The 21,647-nt window shown below is 38.0% G+C and carries 23 protein-coding genes and 1 other annotated feature; of the genes, 6 read left to right on the forward strand and 17 right to left on the reverse strand.

Annotation, left to right across the window (positions count from 1 at the left end):
- Positions 1 to 57: 57 nt before the first annotated feature.
- Positions 58 to 1,755 carry a septation ring formation regulator EzrA gene (locus tag R8923_RS02240; protein ID WP_485871125.1) on the reverse strand — a complete coding sequence of 566 codons (1,698 nt, stop codon included), beginning with the start codon at positions 1,753 to 1,755 and terminating at the stop codon, positions 58 to 60.
- Positions 1,756 to 1,971: 216 nt separating this feature from the next.
- Here R8923_RS02240 and R8923_RS02245 point away from each other — a divergent pair, with 216 nt between their 5' ends.
- The 3 genes from R8923_RS02245 (at position 1,972) to R8923_RS02255 (ending at position 3,806) form a co-directional block, all read left to right on the forward strand.
- Positions 1,972 to 2,460, forward strand: coding sequence for a GAF domain-containing protein (locus R8923_RS02245; protein WP_485871126.1), 489 nt, complete (start codon positions 1,972 to 1,974; stop codon positions 2,458 to 2,460).
- A 209-nt stretch (positions 2,461 to 2,669) separates the two neighbouring features.
- Positions 2,670 to 3,272: a 30S ribosomal protein S4 gene (gene rpsD, locus R8923_RS02250; RefSeq protein WP_088808855.1), complete on the forward strand. Its 603-nt coding sequence runs from the start codon at positions 2,670 to 2,672 to the stop codon at positions 3,270 to 3,272.
- 186 nt (positions 3,273 to 3,458) lie between these two features.
- Positions 3,459 to 3,806 (forward strand): YxeA family protein, encoded by a 348-nt coding sequence (locus R8923_RS02255; protein WP_485871127.1) that lies wholly within the window; start codon positions 3,459 to 3,461, stop codon positions 3,804 to 3,806.
- Positions 3,807 to 3,847: 41 nt separating this feature from the next.
- Here R8923_RS02255 and tyrS read toward each other — a convergent pair whose 3' ends face one another.
- From tyrS to R8923_RS02280, 5 genes are all read right to left on the reverse strand, one after another.
- On the reverse strand, positions 3,848 to 5,107 hold the full coding sequence (gene tyrS, locus R8923_RS02260; RefSeq protein ID WP_485871213.1) for a tyrosine--tRNA ligase: 1,260 nt from the start codon (positions 5,105 to 5,107) through the stop codon (positions 3,848 to 3,850).
- A 56-nt stretch (positions 5,108 to 5,163) separates the two neighbouring features.
- Positions 5,164 to 5,346, reverse strand: a binding site (T-box leader).
- 58 nt (positions 5,347 to 5,404) lie between these two features.
- The gene (ccpA, locus tag R8923_RS02265) at positions 5,405 to 6,403 is read right to left on the reverse strand and encodes a catabolite control protein A (protein WP_485871128.1); all 999 of its coding nucleotides are present in this window, start codon (positions 6,401 to 6,403) and stop codon (positions 5,405 to 5,407) included.
- 249 nt (positions 6,404 to 6,652) lie between these two features.
- Positions 6,653 to 7,738, reverse strand: coding sequence for a bifunctional 3-deoxy-7-phosphoheptulonate synthase/chorismate mutase (locus R8923_RS02270; protein WP_485871129.1), 1,086 nt, complete (start codon positions 7,736 to 7,738; stop codon positions 6,653 to 6,655).
- 206 nt (positions 7,739 to 7,944) lie between these two features.
- Positions 7,945 to 8,451 (reverse strand): YtxH domain-containing protein, encoded by a 507-nt coding sequence (locus R8923_RS02275; protein ID WP_485871130.1) that lies wholly within the window; start codon positions 8,449 to 8,451, stop codon positions 7,945 to 7,947.
- A gap of 16 nt (positions 8,452 to 8,467) precedes the next feature.
- Entirely contained in the window at positions 8,468 to 8,923 is a 456-nt protein-coding gene (locus tag R8923_RS02280) for a DUF948 domain-containing protein (RefSeq protein WP_485871131.1), read from the reverse strand.
- Positions 8,924 to 9,112: 189 nt separating this feature from the next.
- Here R8923_RS02280 and R8923_RS02285 point away from each other — a divergent pair, with 189 nt between their 5' ends.
- On the forward strand, positions 9,113 to 10,225 hold the full coding sequence (locus R8923_RS02285; protein ID WP_485871132.1) for an aminopeptidase: 1,113 nt from the start codon (positions 9,113 to 9,115) through the stop codon (positions 10,223 to 10,225).
- 108 nt (positions 10,226 to 10,333) lie between these two features.
- Here the strand turns inward: R8923_RS02285 and R8923_RS02290 are convergent, their stop codons facing one another.
- The 6 genes from R8923_RS02290 to R8923_RS02315 form a co-directional block, all read right to left on the reverse strand.
- Positions 10,334 to 10,855, reverse strand: coding sequence for a peroxiredoxin (locus tag R8923_RS02290; protein WP_485871133.1), 522 nt, complete (start codon positions 10,853 to 10,855; stop codon positions 10,334 to 10,336).
- Between the two features lie 82 nt (positions 10,856 to 10,937).
- The gene (gene murC, locus R8923_RS02295) at positions 10,938 to 12,284 is read right to left on the reverse strand and encodes a UDP-N-acetylmuramate--L-alanine ligase (RefSeq protein ID WP_485871134.1); all 1,347 of its coding nucleotides are present in this window, start codon (positions 12,282 to 12,284) and stop codon (positions 10,938 to 10,940) included.
- A 259-nt stretch (positions 12,285 to 12,543) separates the two neighbouring features.
- Positions 12,544 to 14,730, reverse strand: a complete 2,187-nt coding sequence (locus R8923_RS02300) for a DNA translocase FtsK (RefSeq protein ID WP_485871135.1) — start codon at positions 14,728 to 14,730, stop codon at positions 12,544 to 12,546.
- 252 nt (positions 14,731 to 14,982) lie between these two features.
- On the reverse strand, positions 14,983 to 15,600 hold the full coding sequence (ytpR, locus tag R8923_RS02305) for a YtpR family tRNA-binding protein (protein WP_485871136.1): 618 nt from the start codon (positions 15,598 to 15,600) through the stop codon (positions 14,983 to 14,985).
- Positions 15,601 to 15,606: 6 nt separating this feature from the next.
- Positions 15,607 to 16,383, reverse strand: coding sequence for a DUF1444 domain-containing protein (locus R8923_RS02310; protein ID WP_485871214.1), 777 nt, complete (start codon positions 16,381 to 16,383; stop codon positions 15,607 to 15,609).
- Between the two features lie 35 nt (positions 16,384 to 16,418).
- Positions 16,419 to 16,730, reverse strand: a complete 312-nt coding sequence (locus R8923_RS02315; protein ID WP_485871137.1) for a thioredoxin family protein — start codon at positions 16,728 to 16,730, stop codon at positions 16,419 to 16,421.
- Between the two features lie 137 nt (positions 16,731 to 16,867).
- Between R8923_RS02315 and R8923_RS02320 the strand changes: the two genes are divergently transcribed.
- A complete protein-coding gene (locus R8923_RS02320) occupies positions 16,868 to 17,311 on the forward strand; it encodes a YtoQ family protein (RefSeq protein ID WP_485871138.1) in 444 nt (147 codons plus the stop codon).
- Positions 17,312 to 17,330: 19 nt separating this feature from the next.
- On the opposite strand, the gene R8923_RS02325 is transcribed toward R8923_RS02320, so the two are convergent.
- Complete coding sequence (locus R8923_RS02325) at positions 17,331 to 17,531, reverse strand: hypothetical protein (RefSeq protein WP_485871139.1); 201 nt, start codon at positions 17,529 to 17,531, stop codon at positions 17,331 to 17,333.
- Positions 17,532 to 17,535: 4 nt separating this feature from the next.
- The gene (locus R8923_RS02330; RefSeq protein ID WP_485871140.1) at positions 17,536 to 18,609 is read right to left on the reverse strand and encodes a M42 family metallopeptidase; all 1,074 of its coding nucleotides are present in this window, start codon (positions 18,607 to 18,609) and stop codon (positions 17,536 to 17,538) included.
- 156 nt (positions 18,610 to 18,765) lie between these two features.
- On the opposite strand from R8923_RS02330, the gene R8923_RS02335 reads away from it, so the two are divergent.
- Positions 18,766 to 19,077 carry a hypothetical protein gene (locus R8923_RS02335; RefSeq protein WP_485871141.1) on the forward strand — a complete coding sequence of 104 codons (312 nt, stop codon included), beginning with the start codon at positions 18,766 to 18,768 and terminating at the stop codon, positions 19,075 to 19,077.
- 117 nt (positions 19,078 to 19,194) lie between these two features.
- Here R8923_RS02335 and R8923_RS02340 read toward each other — a convergent pair whose 3' ends face one another.
- The 3 genes from R8923_RS02340 to R8923_RS02350 all read right to left on the reverse strand — a co-directional run bounded on the left by R8923_RS02340 (position 19,195) and on the right by R8923_RS02350 (position 21,528).
- Positions 19,195 to 20,037, reverse strand: coding sequence for a YtnP family quorum-quenching lactonase (locus tag R8923_RS02340; protein ID WP_485871142.1), 843 nt, complete (start codon positions 20,035 to 20,037; stop codon positions 19,195 to 19,197).
- 68 nt (positions 20,038 to 20,105) lie between these two features.
- Positions 20,106 to 20,744, reverse strand: coding sequence for a tRNA (guanosine(46)-N7)-methyltransferase TrmB (trmB, locus tag R8923_RS02345; protein ID WP_485871143.1), 639 nt, complete (start codon positions 20,742 to 20,744; stop codon positions 20,106 to 20,108).
- Positions 20,745 to 20,751: 7 nt separating this feature from the next.
- Positions 20,752 to 21,528 (reverse strand): phosphotransferase, encoded by a 777-nt coding sequence (locus R8923_RS02350; protein ID WP_485871144.1) that lies wholly within the window; start codon positions 21,526 to 21,528, stop codon positions 20,752 to 20,754.
- Between the last annotated feature and the right edge of the window lie 119 nt (positions 21,529 to 21,647).

A 21,647-nucleotide genomic window follows, 5' to 3' on the forward strand; every position in this document is an offset into this window, starting at 1 on the left:
CTCACCTTCTATCATCAGTCTGATTCACAAATTCATAAGGGAGGAAGAAACTAAAGGCTACTCCTCGGAAAATGCTTTTTCAATCTTCTTGAATGCACCAACCTCGACTTTTTCAAGTGCAGTGACAGCAATTTCAAGTGCTTTTTTATATTGGAAATCTTCATAGAAATGCTGTTCAGCTTTTGTTAGTTCCGCATCAAGCTCCTGATTTTCAAAGCGGTACCGATTTGCATATTGAACAACTGATTCTACAAGCGCTGCATTTTCAATCATTTCAGCGACCTTCGTTGAAATATGTTCCAAATCTTCTTTTGCAGTTTGCCAGTTTTTGGAGACGGTTTTCATTTTAAGCGGGCGATCACTTAAACTTTCTTCCATTTTTTCAAGCGCCACATACATATTTGCCTCAAGCTCATCATATTCAGCAGGAACGCCAGGTAAGCGTGCCCGGTCAATTTGACGCTTTAGTTGCATCGTTTGGCGTTTCATCCGTTCCATATCCTCGCGTGCTTCAATTTCATCTTTTCTAAGTGAGCGTAAATCCTCGCCAATCTTATCTTGCTCAATTGCAATAGTTAAAAGTTTTTCATCAATATCTTTTAGTGCATCTTGAATGACCGAATAGGCTATTTTTTGCTCACTAAGCTTGGTAAGTGTTTGACTGAAAATTTCTTTTTGATCAGCTAGGTTCGCAGAAGTCGCAAGATATGTTGCAAGCTCTTCTTCCGAAACATGATATGTTTCTTTTACTTCCCCAATTTGTTCTGCGAGTTTTGCCGAAAGTTCCATTTGGGCTTCAAGTTTTTCAGAAACAGCAGATCGGTTTTCAGTAACAAAATTTTTCGCATGAACTTCACCTTCAAGCGCATCATAAAATAAATTGATTTCTGTATGTATACCAGCAATTAAAGTTTCCGCATCACCGAGCTCACCCTTTAACACAAGTTCATCTGCTTTTTTTACTTGCTCCGATAATCTCGCATGTTCTTTATCAAACTCTAGCTGTTCAAGAAAATAGCCAGCATTTAACATTTCCGCGTAACCCTCTTTAAGCTGAGCTAATTCATCACTCAATACGGTCTCCGTTTCATGTAAAAGCTTCGGCGTTTTCTCCATTTCTACTTCTAAAACCTGTAAATCTTTTTTAGCTAAAATAATAATTTCGCGAGCCTCTAAATGGTCACCCTTGTCCGTGTAGTCATCATAACGGTTAATTTTTTCGCCAGCTTCATTAAGCGCCGTCTCATAGCGTTCAAGCGTTCCACCAAGTTTAAAACCTTGAGTTAAAATCATGCGCCGCATTTCTGCTAATTTTTCATTTGTCGCCCGACTTTCCTTGGCATTTTTTTCTTCACTTGTAAGAAGCTCTTTTAAGCCATTTAAAATTTGATTCATCTGTTGATCAATAATCACAAGCATTTGTTCTAAATCATTTTCATTTTGTGTCGCCGAGCCAAAACGATACTTATCCGTATTCATCTCCGCTTCCATCAAAACCTCTTCAACGTCAGGAAAAAGTCTCGTTTCGATTTCGTCCCAAGATTTTCGCCAAGACTCGAATAGCTCCTCTGTTTGTCCTGTTAATTTTAATTTTTTCACTTTTGAAAGTTCATCAATGACTGGACGGTCCCTAAGCGCCAGTTTTTGTTCCTCAAGTGAATTGATTCTCGTATAATGTTTCTTTTTAAGTAAATAGCCAGTGCCGAAAAGGGCAATAGCAATAAGAATGATCCCGATTAAAATATAAAAAAACATCCAAAATCCTCCATTTCCACAAATGCTGTCCTTGGCTTTCTTAAAAGCCCTAATGAAAGTGCTAGGCACGACCTAATCCATCCTTTATTCTACCATGATTTCGAAAATATTACTTCCGTTAACTGCATTTTTTTGAAAAAAAGTCATTCTGCTAGAAGCGGCTTTTTAAAATATGCTATACTTTTTACATAAAATTACTAGAAATGTGGTGAAAGTATGATTGAAATTCCAAAATTCCAAGGCTCCAAAGAGCAAAATTATGAGCTTGCTTCAAAACAAGTAGCCGCTTTAATTCAAGATGAGCCAAGCATGATTGCAAATTTAAGCAATGTGTCTGCCCTTTTAAACCAAGCTTTAGACAATATTAATTGGGTTGGATTCTATTTATATGAAGAAAAGACTGATCAACTTGTTCTCGGTCCGTTTCAAGGTCTCCCGGCCTGTATTCGTATTCCAAACGGCCGAGGTGTTTGTGGTAGTGCGCTAAAAGAACAGAAAACATATATCGTAGAAGATGTAAATACCTTCCCCGGACATATTGCCTGTGACGCTGCCAGTCGATCTGAAATTGTTATACCGCTATCCAAAAACGGTAAAATGATTGGTGTGTTAGATATCGACAGCCCTATTACCTCTCGCTTCGATGCCATTGATCAAGAATGGCTTGAAAGAATCAGAGACTTAATCATCGCTGAAATCAGTTGACAATACAGGTGTTTTTATACTATACTAGAAGGCGTGTAAAATGCAGCTTGTTTAGTGTGGACTAGTAAGTTGTTTGCCCCCAGATTTCTGTGGTATATTGTGTAACCCTGCGGCTGCATAGGTGAAGATATATGAAGGTAGACTGCCCTAGCATTCATACGAACTCGTTTGTTTTATGCCAAAAAACAAATTAAAAGGAGGAGTCTTTAATGGCTCGATACACTGGTCCAAGTTGGAAAATTTCCCGTCGTCTTGGGATTTCACTTTCCGGCACTGGTAAAGAATTAGAGCGTCGTCCGTACGCTCCAGGACAACATGGTCCTAACCAACGTAAAAAAATGTCTGAATATGGTTTGCAACAAGCTGAAAAGCAAAAATTGCGTCATATGTACGGACTAACTGAACGTCAATTCAAAAACACGTTCAACAAAGCTGGCAAACTTCAAGGTAAACATGGTGAAAACTTCATGATTTTACTTGAACAACGCCTTGACAATTTGGTTTACCGCATGGGTCTTGCACGTACTCGTCGTGCAGCTCGTCAACTTGTAAACCATGGTCACATTTTAGTAGACGGAAAACGTGTTGACATCCCTTCCTACCAAGTTTCAGTAGGTCAAGCGATTAGTATCCGTGAAAAATCTGCTAAAAACTCTGCAATTGCTGAAAGCTTAGAAGTATCTAGCTTCGTACCTGAGTACGTAACTTTTGATGCTGACAAATTAGAAGGTTCTTTAAACCGCCTTCCTGAGCGTTCTGAACTTGCTGCTGAAATTAATGAAGCCTTTATCGTTGAGTTCTACTCTCGTTAATCGTCTAATGACACTTCAGTCAAAGCCCTTTGCTTTTTGCAAAGGGCTTTTTATTGTGACAACAATCTAGTTACATACTTGCAAAACTGTAAGCCAAGATCCCCTCATTGTCATCTACATCGAGGGAATCCCCTTCTTTCACTTGTTATACTACATTTATAATAACAAAAGAAAGTTGGTATTTTTATGAAAGCATTATGGGGTACAATTATTACGGCGGCTGTCTTAGCCTTACTCATTGGTGGAGGCTACTATTTCATGAATTATAATCACATTGGGGCAGACACCTATTATACAAAAATTACAACAGATGGAGAAAAAGAAAATGCGCACGCGGACTCAACGCGTTATAATTACACCCTTCCTGGTTTTAATGAAGAAGGCAAAGAAAAAGAACTCGATTTTTCAGCCATTAAAAACTTGCGCAAAGGCGCTTATTTAAAAATCTACACAAAACCAATTAAAGGCGTCACCTCCTATGAAGAAGTTCAAAAAGCAGATATTCCAAAAGAAGCACAAGCAAAGGTAAATTAAAAAAAGGAATTTCACTGATTAAAGTGGAATTCCTTTTTTCTTTACGCATAACGGATTAAGAAATATTTTTTCTTCCCGCGTCTAACAATCGTAAATTGTCCTTCAATGCGGTCAGAAGCGTTAATGACTTTTTCAAGATCTTGTGTTCGCTCTCCGTTAATATAAATTGCGCCATTAGAAATATCTTCGCGCGACTGGCGTTTAGAAGGCTCTATACCAAGCTCAACAAGCCAATCAACTAACTTAGCCTCACTAGTATCCGCTTCAAAAGTCGGCACATCTTTAAAACCCTGTTCAATTTCCGCAGCTGTCAAACTCGCTACATCACCACTAAAAAGTGCTGCCGAAATTTTAATTGCCTGCGCAAGAGCCTCCTCACTATGAATAAACTTCGTCATATGAGCCGCAAGCGTTTTTTGCGCCGCACGTAAATGAGGCTCTTCTTCTACTTGGCGTCTTAAATCATTAATTTCTGTTTCAGATAAAAATGTAAAGTACTTCAAGTATTTTACGACATCGCGGTCGTCTGTATTAATCCAAAATTGATAAAACTCATACGGTGTTGTTTTTTCCGCATCTAGCCAAATTGCGCCACCTTCTGTTTTTCCGAATTTTGTTCCGTCAGCTTTCGTTAAAAGTGGAATTGTTAAGCCAAATGCTTTTGCGTTTTCACCTTGTTTTTTGCGAATTAAATCAAGCCCTGCTGTAATATTCCCCCACTGATCGGAACCACCGATTTGCAAGCGGCAATTGTTGTGTTCGTAGAGATGATTGTAATCCATTGCTTGTAAAATTTGGTAAGCGAACTCTGTAAACGAAATACCGACCTCTAGACGGCTTGCTACGATATCCTTTGCGAGCATCGTATTCACATTAAAGTTTTTCCCGTAATCTCTTAGAAAATCAAGTATAGATAAATCCTTTGTCCAGTCATAGTTATTCACCATCGTCGCTGCACTACTGCCTTCGAAGTCAAAAATTTGACCAAGTTGGGTGCGTAAACTTGCAACGTTTTGGTTGATTTGATCAAGCGATTGCAGCTTGCGCTCTTCTTTTTTACCACTAGGGTCCCCAATTGTACCTGTAGCTCCGCCAACTAAAATAATGGGACGGTGCCCAGCATCTTGAAAGCGTCGCAAAATCATAAAGGGAATTAAATGCCCGATGTGCATAGAATCTCCTGTTGGATCAATACCGCAATATAATGAAATGGATTCCTTCGCGGTTAATTCGCGCAACCCAGCCTCATCTGTCTGCTGATAAATTGCTCCGCGCCATTCTAGTTCATCAATAATATTCATTTTAAAACCTTCTTTCTCATTTTTATTCAATAAAAAAGCCCTCCGCTAAAAAATAGCGAAGGGACGTGTTAACGTGGTACCACCCAACTTGAAACTTCATTGCTTAACGGTTTTTAACCGGCCGCATATGCGGCGTGACTCCAGGATGTAATTCATTCCTTATTTGTACCAGTTCACAGCAACCACTGGTTCTCTCATAACAGGGATAAGCAACTACTTCGTCCGTTCATCGTCATTTACATATTCAAAGTATAGTTTTAGTTATACCATTATTAAAATCGTTCGTCAAGATTTGTTTTACTTTGTCGTACCGCGAAGTTTTTCGCTATGCGGTAAAACAACAGTTTTTTCTTCAACATCTTCATTTGTCATGAGTTTTGTTAAAAGACGCATTGCAACAGCACCAATATCATAAAGTGGTTGAACAATCGTTGATAGCTGCGGACGAGCCATAAGCGTTAACTTTGTATTGTTGCTTGTCATGACTTCTAGTTCATTAGGGACACTTACACCGGCATCTAGTGCAGCATTTAAAACGCCGATAGCCAGTTCATCATCGGTCACGATAGCAGCATTTGGTCTCGATTTTAACCCAGAAAGTTTTTCCCAAGCTTTTACCCCTGCATTGTAGTTATAATCTGCTTCAATGACATAGGTTTCATCGTATTTAATTCCTGCGTCTTTTAAAGCATCTTTATAGCCTTCTAGTTTAAATTCGCGGTTAACTGGCTCCTCTAGTGAACCAGTGATAAATGCGATTTGTTTGTGCCCATTAGCGATAAAGCGAGCAACCGCTGATTTTGTCGCTTCACGGTAATCAATATTAACGGAAGCAAGTTTCTGTTCCATATCGACAGCCCCAGCGAGTACTACAGGTGCCGGAGAGCGATCAAATTCTTCTTGTAATTGTGCAGTGATTTTTTCGCCCATGTAGATGATTCCATCCACTTGTTTGCCGAGTAAAGTATTCAAAACTTGTAGCTCTTTATCTTCATTTTCATCCGAGCTACTTAAAATAATATTGTATTTATACATCGTCGCAATATCTTCTATCCCTCTTGCAAGTTCCGCGTAAAAGACGTTAGAAATATCTGGAATAATCACGCCAACAGTTGTTGTACGTTTGCTAGCAAGCCCTCGCGCTACGGCATTCGGGCGATAACCTAGCTGATTAATCACATCTAAAACTTTTTTTCTTGTTACTGGTTTAACATTTGGATTTCCGTTCACGACACGTGATACAGTTGCCATTGACACATTTGCTTCACGAGCAACATCATAAATGGTCACATTCATCTCAATTCACACTCCAAAAAAATATTTAAAGAAGCAAGTTGCTTCCAATGTAAACGTAAACATCATTACCTTCACTTTATCATACAGCAAACATTTGTGTTATGCAATTGTTTTTATCTCTGTTTTTCATTAATTTTCATATTAAAATAGCATGAATATGATAAAAAAACATATATCCCGGCATGAAAAGGCTTACTTTCAATAAAAAATAGTAGCCCTCCGATAGATTATCAGAAAGCTACTTCCTTTTTATTTTACTCGATGTGCCATTAATTTTGATGCTAAAATTTCTTCCCAGAAAGCGTCGAATTCGGGAATGTTCATTTGCTGTGCAGAATCAGAAAGAGCAACAGCTGGATCTGGATGAACTTCTGCCATCACACCATCAGCCTCAATCGCAAGTGCGGCCTTCGCACATGGTAGTAGCAAGTCTTTACGACCAGTGGAATGGGTTACATCAACCATGACAGGCAAATGCGTTTCTTTCTTTAAAATCGGAACAGCAGAAATGTCTAACGTATTTCGAGTTGCCTTCTCATATGTTCTAATACCGCGTTCGCATAAAATAATTTGACCATTTCCTTGAGACATAATATACTCAGCTGCCCCAATGAATTCCTCAATTGTAGCTGATAAGCCGCGTTTTAAGAGAATCGGCTTATTCACACGTCCTGCTTCTTTTAAAAGCTCAAAGTTTTGCATGTTACGTGCGCCAATTTGAATGACATCCACATAATCAAGCGCTGTTTCAATATCTGCAGGAGTCACAATTTCGCTAATTACACCTAAACCATACTCATCAGAAATGCGCTTTAAAATTTGTAAGCCTTCAAGTCCGAGACCTTGGAAATCATATGGACTTGTACGCGGTTTAAACGCACCGCCGCGAATTAATTTAAGTCCTTTATCACGGATAGAAGCAGCCACTTTAGCCACTTGGTCATAAGACTCAACCGAACACGGTCCAAAAACGAAAACCGGCTCTCCGTTTCCAATTGGAAGGCCGTTTACATTTACAATGGTATCTTCTTTTTTATTTTTACGCGAGACGAGAAGTGCTTTTGAATGATCTTCTTCTTGCAACTCAAGTCCTGCCTTAAAAATTTCTTTGAACAAATGTTCAATTGTCGAATCCTCAAATGGTCCATGATTGCTTTCGACAATTTGATTCAACATGTCTCTTTCACGGAGCGGATCAAATCGTAGCGAACCTTGCACTCCTTTAATTTTACCAATTTCTTGTACTAAGTTTGCACGCTTATTAATCACATTTAGTAATTCAATGTTGAGTTCGTCCACCTGATTACGCAGTGCATCTAAGTCTTTGTTCACCATTAGTATTCCACCCTTCTGTCACCTTATATAAAGATTACCATTTATTATAGAGGATAACGCGTTGTTTGTCATCACTCTTTCGCGCTTAATCGCTTTTAAGTGATAAAGCAAAGAAAGTTATACCAGTTATATTATCATTCCTCGCTTGATTTGGCAAGCTCTTCCATAAAAAAACATTGCACGAAAAAGTGCAATGTTTTCAAGTCTTACTTTTTAATGATTTTTTCAGCTTCTTCTTTACCAGACTCAATTGTTTTTTTTGCGTCAGATTTAGCTTTATCAGCAGCCTTTTGAACATCTTTAGAAGCATTTTCCACTTCTTCTTTTACGTTTTCAGCTGCACTAGAAACCGCCTCGGCATCTTCTTCTTTATTTTTTAAAACGACATCTTTTACTGATTTACCTTGTTTTGCAACTGTGTCCGCTAATTGTTGTGACTTGTCTCTTACGACTTCTACAAAACCACCAGCGGAATCTTTTAATTGGCTTGTTTTGTCTTTTGCAACACCGCCAATTTCAATGCCTTTTTCGTAGGCAACCTCTTTCCATTCGTTGCCTTTTTCTTTAAGTACATCGACTTGTTCGTTTAAATCACTACGTAATTCTTTTCCTGACTTAGGTGCTAAAAGTAAAGCTGTTACTGAGCCAACAATTCCTCCGATTAAACCACCGATTAGAAAATCTTTTACATTTAATCCATCTTTATCTGCCATATTTTTCCCCTCCATATCAAGATATTGTATCGTTTGAAGCTTCTTTCGCCGCTTCTTTTGCGGCTTTGCTTGCTTTCATTTTATCTTTAAAAGCAAGAATTGAATTGCTAATCGAAACTGCTTGAGCAATTTTTTTATCGTTTGCAGAAACTTTATTTGTTGCCAATGTAGCAAGCTCACGCACAGATTGGCTTAAGCCAAGTAGAGAAGTTCCAACATCACCAATTGCATCAAAAACTGGATCCACTTTTGCCACTTTTCCGTTTACATCTTCAAGTAAATCATTTGTTTTATCGAGTATTTTTTGTGTCTCTCCCGAAATTCCTTGTAACTCTGTCGCCATTTTGTCTACAGTTTTTGCTACTTCATCAAGTGTTTGTGATGTTGATTTCAACGTCTTGCTTAAGTAAATTGCAATAACAAATAAGCCGATTGCCGCGATGAGTGCTGCAATATATAGAATGACAATCATTTACTCACACCTCCATATTCTACTTCTTTACCCTATCATTAATTATGTAAAACTAAAACGATTTCACGTCTTACATATCTATTTTAGCAATTTCAAACGAAAAAATAAAATAAAATGAATTTTTATGCGTTCCCATTCCTTCTTTTTTCATGTAAAATAAGAAAGAAAACTTTTTAGGGAGGCATTTAAATGAAAGATCCACGTATTCAAAAATTAGCCTACAATCTTATCAATTATTCTGTTAAACTTCAAAAAGGCGAAAAAGTATTAATTGAAAACTTTGGTTTACAAACCGAACTTGTTCAAGCTTTAGTGTCGGAAGCATATAAAGCAGGCGGTCACCCATTTGTTTCTATCAAAGAGCCAAAAATTGACCGCGCCCTTCTACTTGGAGCAAGTAAAGAGCAGTATGAACTAATGGCTTCTTTTGAAGGAGCTGTGATGAAGGAAATGGACGCATATATTGGCTTGCGTTCTGGCGATAACATCAACGAACTATCTGATGTTCCTTCTGAAAAAATGAAAATTTCTGGTGGCACACTTGGAAAAATGCATACAGATATTCGTGTTAAGCAAACTAGATGGGTTGTCTTGCGTTATCCAACTTCTTCCATGGCCCAACTATCTGGTATGAGCACGGAAGGTTTTGAGGACTTTTATTTTGACGTCTGTACGCTCGACTATGCAAAAATGAGTGCTGCCATGGACAATTTAGTGGCATTGATGAATAAAACGGATAAGGTGCGTCTTGTGGGCCCTGGGACGGATTTAAGTTTTTCGATCAAAGATATTCCTGCTGTAAAATGTGCAGGCGAATTAAACATTCCTGATGGTGAAGTTTATACGGCACCTGTTCGTGACTCTATAGAGGGAACATTAAGTTACAACGCGCCAAGTCCTTACCAAGGTTTTGTTTTTGAAAATGTTTCCTTTACATTTAAAAATGGTCAAATTGTTGAAGCTACGTCAAACGATACCAAACGCATCAATGAAATTTTAGATACAGATGAAGGTGCGCGCTTCATTGGTGAATTCGCAATCGGCGTAAATCCATTTATTCATGAACCGATGGGTGACATTTTGTTTGATGAAAAAATCGAAGGTAGTTTCCATTTTACGCCTGGACAATGCTATGATGAAGCATATAATGGGAATACTTCAGCCATTCATTGGGATTTAGTTAACATTCAACGTCCAGAATACGGCGGTGGTGAAATATATTTCGATGATGTTTTAATTCGTAAGGATGGTCTGTTCGTGCTAACTGAATTAGACATTTTAAATCCTTCAAACTTAGTTTAAAAATAGCTTGGACAACATTAAAAAGAACCAAAAATTAGGCAAAGGTCATTTTAAAAATGATAGGATTGCTTGATTTTTGGTTCTATTTTTTATTGACTTAAAACTTTTCTACCATTTGACTTCGCAAAGTCCGCCTGTTTGCAAGCTTGTTAATACGCGTAAAATTTCATCCACTTCACGAGATACCGTATTAACATGAATGGTTTCGTATTGAATTTTACCTGTTGGATCGATAATGAAAAGCCCGCGAAGTGCTTCTTCATTTTCTTCATCAAAAACACCATAATTATGCGCTACAGTTCGCGATACATCTTCAAGTAATGGATAAAGAATTGGACCAATCCCACCTTTTGAAACGGGTGTTTGTACCCATTTTAAATGTGTTTGAACAGAATCTGTTGAAATGCCCACAATTTCCGTGTTTAAGTTTTGGAACTCCTTTACTCTAGCTGAAATCGCGATGATTTCTGCAGGGCAAATGATTGTAAAGTCTTTTGGATAAAAAAACAGCACGAGCCATTTATCAGATGTTAATAAATCTGATAAACTTAGCTTTTTAATGGTCAAATCTGGCATTACTGCTTGTTCACAGAAATCTGGCGCCTTGTTGCCTACTAGTCGTATAGCCACGTCAAAAGTCCCTCCTAGTTGCTTTTTTAGTGTCGCATTTAGAAAAGAGCTGATACATGAGTACCAGCTTAACTTGTTTTAATTAAAAGGCAGCTTTTTCGCTTAAATTTTGTGTTTTTGGCTGGTTATCTAATACCTTTTCATAAGCTGCTTGGAATTTTTGAACATCTCCAGCTCCCATAAATAAGATAACCGCACTGTCATAAGCAAGAAGCGCATCCGTATGTTCTTCTTTAATTACATGATGTCCTTTTGTCTTTTTAGCCAAATCATAGATGGTCAAATTACCTGTTTTTTCCCGAGCAGAACCGAAAATATCGCAAAGATAAACTTCATCTGCTAAGTTTAAGCTATCCGCAAATCCTTGTAAAAAGGCTTTTGTTCGCGTAAATGTATGTGGCTGGAAAACAGCAACAACTTGTTTATCAGGATATTTTTGTCGTGCCGCATTCACCGTTGCACGAATTTCAGATGGATGATGAGCATAGTCATCAACTAAAATTTGATTTGCTTTTTCTGTAATGCTAAAACGTCTTTTTACTCCTTCAAATGTGAGCAACTCTTTTTTCACTGCTTCCATGCTTAACTTGTCATAATGTGTGAGCGAAATAACACTTAAGGCATTTAAAACATTATGGTCCCCGTAAGTTGGAATTTCGAAATTACCTAAAAGTGTGCCATTATGATAAACATCAAATAGCGTACCCGTTGTTTTTTTCACAACATTTTTTGCAACGTATTCATTTTCGTCACCAAAGCCAAAATAGATAACTGGAATAGTCAACACATCTTCTAAACGACGAAGTTGAATATCATCACCCAAGGCAAAGACAGCTTTTTTTACTTGTTTACCAAAAGTCTCAAACGCATTAAAAACATCATCAACACTCTTAAAGTAATCTGGATGATCCCAGTCAATATTTGTCATAATGGCATATGTAGGCTTATATGCAAGAAAATGGCGTTGATATTCACATGCTTCGATTGCAAAGTATTCCGCATTTTTATCCCCTTTACCAGTGCCATCCCCTATTAAATATGATGATGGCTTAATGGATTCTAGCACATGCGAAAGTAAGCCGGTTGTTGATGTTTTACCATGTGAACCGGTCACTGCTACACTTGTATAGCCATCTAGTAGTTGACCTAAAAACTTATGATAACGAATAACTGGTAAGTCCATTTCTAAAGCCTTCGCTATTTCCTCATGCGTATCTGGAAAAGCATTTCCAGCAATAATTGTTAAACCTTCTTGAATATTTTCTGAGCTAAATGATAAAATTGGAATATCTTTATTTTCTAATGCTTTTTGTGTAAAGAAATACTTCTCGACATCACTACCCTGCACCTTGTATCCTTTATCATGTAAAATTTGAGCTAATGCACTCATTCCCGCGCCTTTAATCCCAACAAAATGATAAGTTGTCATTATTTCGAACCCCCGTATTTTCAACTTGAAGAGGGTGTCTAAAAAGAATTATAACTTCGTATTTTAGACATCATCTTACTTCCTGTTCATAATAGTGTTTAATGTAAAATTATTCTATGCCTTTGTTCACTCGTTATATTATAGCATTTATCGCTTGTTTAGAACAACGATTCTTCCAAATCACGGAAAAAGACTTAGACAATGTAGCAAGAAAACGTTTTAATTCCCCCGTAACTAGTTCTTTTATATGCATTTAGCCCTAGTTTACTGTATCTTTACTTCGTAGCTTTTCAAGCTGTTCATGCGTGATAATGACATCTCGTGGTTTAGAGCCATTTGTACCAGAAACAATTTGATAGTTTTCTAATGTTTCCATCAGTCTTGCCGCACGATTATAGCCAATTCTAAAGTGACGTTGCAAAAGTGACGTTGATGCTGCTTTTTGATTCATGACAAAATCACATGCCTCATCAAAAAGTTCATCCTCCTCCTCGCGTAGCGTTTCTTTTGCGAGTAGCTCTTCTTCTACAAATAAGTAATTTGGCTCTCCTTGGTTACGCACGTGGTTTACGACTGCATCAATCTCTTCATCGCTTACAAATGTTCCTTGTAATCTGACTGGTTTACTTACACCACTAGGCAAAAAGAGCATATCTCCTTTTCCAAGCAATTTCTCAGCACCAGTTGCATCAAGAATCGTTCTTGAATCAATGGAACTTGATACAGAAAAGGAAACGCGTGTTGGAATATTTGCTTTAATAAGTCCCGTAATAACATCAACCGATGGACGTTGCGTCGCTACAATCATATGAATACCACATGCTCTAGCTTTTTGAGCAATGCGACTAATGGATTCTTCCACATCATTTGGTGCGACCATCATTAAATCAGCTAATTCGTCAATGACGATTAAGATATACGGAAGTTTTTCCCCAGAGTGCCCTTCTGCTTCTGACAACTGATTATAACGTTCCATATTGCGGACACCTGTATGTGAGAAGAGCTGATAGCGTCTCTCCATTTCTTCCACTGCCCATTTTAGTGCTGCAGTCGCTGCTTTTGCATCGGTAATAACAGGACTTACAAGGTGCGGGATGCGGTTGTACGGTGCAAGTTCTACCATTTTTGGATCAATTAAAAGGAGCTTTAATTGATCAGGTCGCGCTTTATAAAGTAGACTGACTAATAATGAGTTAATACATACACTTTTTCCCGAACCTGTTGCACCAGCAATAAGACCGTGCGGCATTTTTTGCAAATCCGTGACGATAGGCGCACCTGAAATATCGAGTCCGAGTGCGGCGGTAAGTGGTGAATGATTCTCTTTAAAAATCGAAGTATTCATAATTTCAGAAATCATGACTGGCCGACTTGAAGGGTTTGGAATTTCAATACCAATTGTACTTTTCCCTGGAATTGGTGCTTCAATTCGAATATCTTTTGCAGCTAAACTTAATTTAATATCATCGGTTAAATTGGTAATTTTACTCACTTTGACGCCTTTTTCAGGTTGGACTTCAAAACGCGTCACAGACGGACCTTGTGTTCGGTTCACAACATGTGCTTCTACATTGAAGTTTTTTAGCGTTTCATTCAAAAGTTCTTCCTGATAATCAAGCCACCCCTCATCTTTGCTTGATGAAACAGGCGGGCTTAATAAACGTAGCGAAGGAAGATAGTACGAGGATGGCACCTCCTCCCCTTCCGACACTTTTTTCTCTGGAACAGTGACCACTTGCTCAGTTTGCGCCAAATAGGAATCCGTTTCCTCATTTGGCTCATCTTTCTGATCGTTATTTACCATCATCACATTAAACGGAATATGAGATTTCATTGCTTTTTTTTGTCGCGGAGAAGTTTTTTCTAGTTGTTTTATTTGAGGTTCTCTCACTTCTTCACTTTTTTTTAAAATAGGTTCTTCCGTGGTTACAGCTGTATGTATATCCTTAGTAACTTCTGATTTTTCCTCCACAAATTGCTCTACTTCTTCAATGATTAAAGAAATACGTTCTTGCTTGGCCTTTTCAGCAGTTTGATTGTCTAAATCAAATTCAAAACGACTTGGCCGTTTATGGAAAGCAAAAACTGGCGACGGAACATCAGTCGGCGTAAATTTTTCTTTCATTGCAATTTTAGTTTCAGTAGTAGCTCGTGTTTCTTTCACTTCACTAATTGATTTTGAAGTTCTACTAACCGGTTCACTTTTAGCCGGTACATCATCAGGAATAACTGGAAAGCGAAAATTCCCTTTTGGATATTCATATACCATTTTTGTCGCAACTGCGCGTTTTTTCTGTCCTTTATTTATGGAAGGACGTTCTACTACGCTAGTATTTTTTTGCTTTTCTTCTTTTGTTTTGGTTTTTACGGTTGTTGTTTGCTTCTTCGGTGTTTCATCTTTTGTTTCTTCAAAATCCCCAAAGAAAAAATCTTTTAACCATCCCATATCTATCACACCTAATTTTGATTTTCTTTTTTGATTCTAACAGAGAAAAATAATTAAAGCTATACATGTCTATCATAATTTCATATTTATCATTTTTAAAAGCGAGTTACCCATTGATGCTAAAGGCTTTTATATAGGTATAACTTAATCTTATAACCGAAATTCTGGAGATAAAAAGAACAATTACGAAGTGTATTGTACACACTTTTGTTCATAAAAAAACTAGCTAGATGATTACTAGCTAGTTTTAGCTTAAAAAGAAACAGGAAAAGCTCCGCCGACTTCATAATCAGTTTCTAAAACAAGAATACCTTTTTCTTGCGGTGCATCCGGGATAGCTAATTCACGTGCCGCACATAGCATGCCGAAAGAGTCAATGCCTCGTAAATTAGATGGTTTAATCACAAGACCGCTTGGCATAACTGCACCAATTTTAGCTACTACAACTTTTTGGCCTGTATCTACATTTGGCGCACCGCAGACAATTTGTAGCTTCTCATTTTTAACATCTACTTGGCAAATACGAAGTTTGTCAGCATTTGGATGCTTTTCGATACTTTCTACATAGCCAACAACAAATTTTGGTGATAAATCAATATCTAAATTATCAGTAAAGCCCGCATTTCTAACAAGCTCCTGCAATTGTGCAACGATTTCTTCCGTTAAAACGACTTTTCCGTTTGCTTGTAACACGAAATAATTGGATGCGTTAAAAATGTTAAAGCCGCTTAATTCACCGCTTTCAGTGTCAAAAATTCGTACTACATCGCCTTTTTTTTGAAATGAACGCGTATAGCGATCAATGTCTTTCACGGCAACAATTAGCGTGTCACCAATTCCATTTTTATTGTAAAATACGTTTGCTATCAAGTTCCCCTACTCCTTTGGTCTATTTTTCGCCATAATAAATATCGGTTCCAGTTTACCATTATTATACACAAATGGCAAAGACGTAACCGGCACAATGCCTTCTGAGAAAAATTGCATCGTCATGTGCGCTAACACATCGTAGCCAGTATTATTTTGAATATCTGCTAATATTAGCACATCTTGATGTGGTATCGCAATGACCATTTCACCTGTAAACCGCTTTCGCAAGTCTGCTAAAAATTTTTCATTACAAACACGACTAGCATCGTAGCCATCATGCGTACTTAAAAAGTAAAAATCATTGCCGGAGACCACATCCCTTTTTAAAGGTGTTTCCAGTTTTTCTACGTTTTGCATGGCGATTCTTCGTAAATCAGCAAGTAAAATGCCCGCTTGGACTAAATCATTTTCTGTGATAAATTTATAGGATTTTCCCGTATCAAATACATAAAAGAGGTTTGTCTCAGCTGTATGTTTCTCACATAACAATATTTCGCCTTTTTTTGTCTTTTGCGGGAAAGAACCTGCCCGAATGACTGGGAAAATTTTATCATCATTACCAATTAAATTGATTTTTTGCTGATTCGCCCGAAAACCTTCTTCCACATAATATTCGATTTTTTGAAAGGAACTCGCTCCTTCTTCTTCAAATCGTGCAATCAATTGCGGGATAGATAATGTGATTGTGTGACCATTTTCAGAAACTTTTAGACGTTCCTTTTCCCTATCAAAAGAAAACGTTCGACCTTCTTTTTGTAGCATTTCTTCTAATTTCACTTTCATACCGAGTGTTGTAATCTTCAAAGAGCTTCCTCCTTTTAAAGCGCAGCTAAAAAGTCATTGATTTCTTCTTTTGTTTTACGATCCTTACTCACAAATCGCCCAATTTCTTCTCCGTCTTCAAATGCTAAAAAACTTGGGATTCCAAAAATGGCAAGTTCCGCACATAAATCGATAAATTCATCACGGTCAACATGATAAAAACTAAAGTCTTCATTTTCTGCTTCAATTTCTGGCATAACAGGCTCGATAAAACGGCAATCACCGCACCAATCTGCACTAAACATAAAAACCGTTTTCCCCTGTTCCTTCAATTGTTGGAATTCCTTAACAGACTTTAAATTTTTCATTTTAAAACGCTCCTTTACATTCTTCTTGTTAAATCGTACCTAAAGTTTACGAGTTCGTCCAGAAATCCGCTTTCTGCAAAAGATTTGAAGCGTTTTCTTTTTTTCGCTATGATAAAGAGGAAAGGAGTGTTTAGCAAATGAACTATCACATTTATTTAGCGGGCGAAATTCATTCCGATTGGCGAAATGAACTTCGCCGTGCAATCGGTGATGTAACAGGCGTTTCATTTACATTCACAGGTCCAGAAGAAAATCACGAAAAATCAGATTCTATTGGTGAAAATATTCTAGGCGAGCAGCCAAATGCGCTATATCGTGACATTCAATCTTCCAAAATCAACAATTTACGAACGCAGCTTTTTTTGAATAAAGCCGATCTTGTGATTGCTTATTTTGGTGAAGAATTTAAGCAGTGGAATACGGCTTCCGATGCCTCATTCGCTATTGCAAGCGGCAAACCGCTTATCTTAATTCGCCCGGAAAAATTGCATCATCCATTAAAAGAATTGTCAGAACGCGCAAACGTCACCGTTCGAAATATCGATGAAGCTGCAAAAGTGCTTCGTTATACATTTAGCTAGTCGCAAAAAAGCACGAAAATCAACGGTTTGATTTTCGTGTTTTTTTGCGTTCTGCGATATAAAATTGCAAACCTTCATAAGACAATATCAGCACACCTGCAATGATAGCTGTAAGCGACCAGCCTTGTTCGAAGTTGCTATTTTTTTGCACACTTAGAATGAAACAAATGACGCCACTAACAAGGAGCATTACACCGATTAAAACCGTCGCTTTCTTCAAAAAGCTAAGCATTTTCACGTATAGTGCTGTAAGTTGTTTTGTCAAGGTTACGAATAATCGTCGTAATCATTTCTTTTGCAGCAGCGTAGTCATCTACATGCAAGATGGAATTGCTTGAATGAATATATCTTGACGGAACACCAATCACTGCGCTTGGAATACCACTTAATGAAGTATGTACTTTTCCAGCATCCGTGCCACCTGGCGAGGTGAAATATTGATACGGAATTTGATTGCTTTCTGCTGTATCGAGCAAAAACTCGCGCATACCTCGGTGCATAATCATAGTCCGGTCAAAAATACGCATTAAGAAGCCTTTACCAAGCTGACCAAATTGCGTTTTGTCCCCTGTTGTATCATTTGCAGGGCTCGCATCTAGCGCGAAGAATAAATCTGGTTGAATCATATTTGCGCTAACACCAGCGCCTCTAAGCCCCACTTCTTCTTGAACGTTTGCTCCCGAGAAAAGCGTGTTTGGAAGTGGTTCATCTTTTAGTTCTTTTAAAAGCTCGATTGCGAGTCCAACACCGTAGCGATTATCCCACGCTTTCGCTAAAATTTTCTTAGGGTTTGCAAGAGGTGTAAATTCAGATACTGGTACGATAAATTGACCGGGTTTAAGTCCAAGTTCTTTTGCTTCTTCTAAAGAATCAGCGCCGATATCAATTAACAAGTTTTTAGGATCCGTTGGTTTATTTCGCTCTGCATCAGACATTAAATGCGGGGGAACAGACGCGATTACGCCAATAACTGGACCATTTGTTGTCATGACTTGAACGCGCTGTGCTTGCATGACTTGGGGATTCCAACCGCCGATAGTTTGGAAACGAAGCATGCCAGCTTTTGTAATTTGTGTAATCATAAAGCCTACTTCATCCATATGTCCAGCAACTAAAATGCGCGGGCCAGATGTATCGCCGCGTCTCACACCAAAAATGCCGCCAAGACCGTCTTGTACGACCTCATCTGAAACGGGTTCGATTTCTTTCCTTATAAAATCCCGCACTCGAAATTCATCACCGGATGTTCCTTGTAACTCGGTTAATGTTTTAAACAACGTTAATGTTTCTTCTTTCACTCTCAATCACCCTTTCACTCTAACTCTTTTAGTATAGCAAGATTCATTATGTTTTGAAAGCGTCATTAAAAATACTTTTCATTTTCAAAAAGTATAGTATAATGAGTACGTAAGTAAATTTCACTTGTAGAGCGAAATGATTGAGGGAGGAAAAACATGGACTGGAAAGCTTTTGTTGCTGGTGCTGCTTTCGGCGCTGCTTTTGGTCATTTACTGAACCATTACTGTCTTTCAGATAAATCAATATCTGGCGATGTTATTTTAGAAAGTGTCAAGGATGCTTTTAAAAAGGATGGACCTATTGAAGGCTCTTGGATTCAACTTAAAAAACAACATTATAAAAAATATGCCATTGATACGTTTGTTTATCATGGTGGGATTACAGCCATTCGCGAGGGTGAAAAGAAACAGTTTGAATTTATTGCGGATGCAAAAACAGGTACAATCATTGACGTATATCTTACATAAGTAAATGCCCCTTTATTTAAAAGGGGCATTTTTATGCGATTTTCATATACCCTAATAAGGTATTCAAAAACCGATACCCCTTCCCCCTATCTAAATTTACAAAACAAAAAAAGAAACTTAAAAGCTTCTTTTTTTCTCCACTTTATTTGTTATCTCACCTGCACCGTTAAGTTGAATGGCTTCATAAAATGCGTCATGATAAAATAGAAACCATGTTTTTTCGTCCATCCATTTCGCAAACCACTTTTCTTTTGCATAGATGCTGTCCATTGGATAGTCGTCGTAGGCAGTCACCCAGAGTGGATTTAAATGTGCATGTGTTGGGAATATATCGCCTAGATGAACAGCACGCATTTCTTTAGAAGTAATCTGAACGATACCGTGACCTGCACTATGGCCTCCCGTATGGTGCATCGTCACGCCAGGAAGAACCTCCATTTCTCCTGAATAAGTATGTATTTGGTGCGAAATTTTTTGCCAGTTTTCTGACCAATAAGTTGCTTTTGAACGGATATTTGGAGCCCGCATTTCTTCCCACTCCGTTAGAGAAGTAATGATTTTGGCATTAGGAAAGACAGACACAAGCGTTCCGTCCCCACTGACTCCAGTTAGTCCAGTTACATGATCAAAGTGCAGATGTGTCATAAGCACAAAGTCAATTTCTTCTGGGGTTACGCCTAAACGAGCTAAATCTTGAATGATAAAAGACTCTTCTTCTACTGAAAAATTCCTTTTTTGTTTCTCCGTAAGTCGGTTCATTCCAATTCCTGCATCAATAAGAACATGTTTTCCTCCGACTTCAAAATACATGGGATCAGCATATGCTGCAATTTGGTTTGCTTCATTAACTGGATATTTTTTCTCCCAAAGCGCTTTTGGTACAACACCAAACATTGCTCCACCATCAAAAGCTAATTTCCCGCCCCTTAACCAGTGGATTTCAATTTCGCCAATTTTCATTAGACCACCTCTTGTTTACATAATATTATTATAGAAAAGAAGTCGCAATCAGCAACTTCTTGTTTCGTTTATTTAAATGACGCCTCTAAACGATAAATTGGAAAACCTTTTTGTGAAAATTTTTCTTCGTATTCTGTCATGATATTGTCGTCTATTTCATCGGCATGTAAATCGAGTGACACATCAGCTAGTTGCATGCCATATTCGGAAAAAGCAACTAGAGAATATTCAAATAAGCTACGATTATCCGTTTTAAAATGGATTTCACCATTAACAGGCAAAAGCGATTTATAAATATCTAAAAATAGCGGATTCGTCAAGCGGCGTTTTGTGTGCCGTTTTTTTGGCCATGGATCAGAAAAATTCAAGTAAATTCGCGCCACCTCACCTGGTTCGAAATACTCAAGTAGTTCTGCCCCGTCAACAGACAGTAAACGTGCGTTTGAAACACCCGCATGTAAAACTTTATCAAGCGCAACAACAAGCACACTTTCAACAACTTCAATACCGATATAATTAACTTCTGGATTTTGTTTAGCCATGCCGCTTACAAATTGGCCTTTTCCAGAACCAATTTCAATATGGATGGGATTTTGATTCCCGAAAAGCTCTTGCCACTTTCCTTTATAGTCAGCCGGATTTGCCACGCAAACTTCAGGATGACTTAACAATTTATCTTTTGCCCATGGTTTATGCTTTACACGCATGAATTGGTTACACCTCATTATCTTCTAAGATTACTTTTAAAAGCACACTTGCTTTTGAACGTTCCTGCTCGGCAATATTAGCCGTATAGATACGTGTCAATGCCTGACATAAACCGTACCATTTTAACTTTTGGTGCAGTTTTTCTGAATAAGCTTCTCCGTATGCAAGAAGCCACTCGCTCCACTTGGATCGGGGAATATACTGATAAAGAAGCATGGCTAAGTCGCTTGCGTGATCAGCAAGCATGGCGGAATCCCAGTCGACTAGATAAAGTTCATCTTTTAATGAAATCATCCAGTTGCTATGATTCATATCACCGTGACACACGACTAGCTCATCTGATGTTATTTGCTCGGCATGATTTAACAGGTATGTATGGGCAAACTTTTCTTCATCGCTGAACTGCTCTTCAAAATTATTTAAATTTGCGAGCATTTTTTCAGGAGATAAGGAACTATTCTCAATTTTTCGCAACATTTTTTTTAGTGGTTGCGAACGGTGAATTTTACTTAAAAGCTCAGCCACACGTTTATCTGCCATTTCATCCGCATCTAAAATATGTGCCTCGACCCATTTTTGAGCAGTAATGACATCGCCATTTTCCACTCGTCTGGTCCATACAAGTTTAGGCACGATATTCTCAGCAGAAAGTGCAGCTAAAAAAGGCGAAGAATTCCTCTTTAAAAAGAATTTTTCGTCCTCCTTTCTTGCAATAAAAGCTTGACCGGTTTCCCCCCCGGCAGAACTTATCTCATATTCAGCCCCAAAAAAATAATCTTTCATCCTGAAACACACCTTTTTAGTACGATTTATTACTTAGCAAATAAATCATGTCTAAAATTGATTGTACTTCTCTAATAGAAGTAAGTCAAGTCAACATATGTTCGGGCTTTCATTTTTTT

Origin of the sequence: Listeria tempestatis (genome assembly GCF_963575625.1) — a bacterium.
In the GTDB taxonomy this organism is placed as follows: domain Bacteria; phylum Bacillota; class Bacilli; order Lactobacillales; family Listeriaceae; genus Listeria; species Listeria tempestatis.

Coding starts and splice junctions, on each gene's coding strand:
- trmB (WP_485871143.1), bottom strand. CDS start 20,744: ATGCGTGTAAAGCATAAACCATGGGCAAAAGATAAATTGTTAAGTCAT.
- R8923_RS02285 (WP_485871132.1), top strand. CDS start 9,113: ATGAAAGATCCACGTATTCAAAAATTAGCCTACAATCTTATCAATTAT.
- R8923_RS02270 (WP_485871129.1), bottom strand. CDS start 7,738: ATGGTGAACAAAGACTTAGATGCACTGCGTAATCAGGTGGACGAACTC.
- rpsD (WP_088808855.1), top strand. CDS start 2,670: ATGGCTCGATACACTGGTCCAAGTTGGAAAATTTCCCGTCGTCTTGGG.
- R8923_RS02320 (WP_485871138.1), top strand. CDS start 16,868: ATGAACTATCACATTTATTTAGCGGGCGAAATTCATTCCGATTGGCGA.
- R8923_RS02255 (WP_485871127.1), top strand. CDS start 3,459: ATGAAAGCATTATGGGGTACAATTATTACGGCGGCTGTCTTAGCCTTA.
- R8923_RS02280 (WP_485871131.1), bottom strand. CDS start 8,923: ATGATTGTCATTCTATATATTGCAGCACTCATCGCGGCAATCGGCTTA.
- R8923_RS02335 (WP_485871141.1), top strand. CDS start 18,766: ATGGACTGGAAAGCTTTTGTTGCTGGTGCTGCTTTCGGCGCTGCTTTT.
- R8923_RS02310 (WP_485871214.1), bottom strand. CDS start 16,383: ATGAAAGTGAAATTAGAAGAAATGCTACAAAAAGAAGGTCGAACGTTT.
- R8923_RS02240 (WP_485871125.1), bottom strand. CDS start 1,755: ATGTTTTTTTATATTTTAATCGGGATCATTCTTATTGCTATTGCCCTT.
- murC (WP_485871134.1), bottom strand. CDS start 12,284: ATGACAACTTATCATTTTGTTGGGATTAAAGGCGCGGGAATGAGTGCA.
- tyrS (WP_485871213.1), bottom strand. CDS start 5,107: ATGAATATTATTGATGAACTAGAATGGCGCGGAGCAATTTATCAGCAG.
- R8923_RS02315 (WP_485871137.1), bottom strand. CDS start 16,730: ATGAAAAATTTAAAGTCTGTTAAGGAATTCCAACAATTGAAGGAACAG.
- R8923_RS02245 (WP_485871126.1), top strand. CDS start 1,972: ATGATTGAAATTCCAAAATTCCAAGGCTCCAAAGAGCAAAATTATGAG.
- R8923_RS02275 (WP_485871130.1), bottom strand. CDS start 8,451: ATGGCAGATAAAGATGGATTAAATGTAAAAGATTTTCTAATCGGTGGT.
- ccpA (WP_485871128.1), bottom strand. CDS start 6,403: ATGAATGTGACCATTTATGATGTTGCTCGTGAAGCAAATGTGTCAATG.
- R8923_RS02340 (WP_485871142.1), bottom strand. CDS start 20,037: ATGAAAATTGGCGAAATTGAAATCCACTGGTTAAGGGGCGGGAAATTA.
- R8923_RS02350 (WP_485871144.1), bottom strand. CDS start 21,528: ATGAAAGATTATTTTTTTGGGGCTGAATATGAGATAAGTTCTGCCGGG.
- R8923_RS02300 (WP_485871135.1), bottom strand. CDS start 14,730: ATGGGATGGTTAAAAGATTTTTTCTTTGGGGATTTTGAAGAAACAAAA.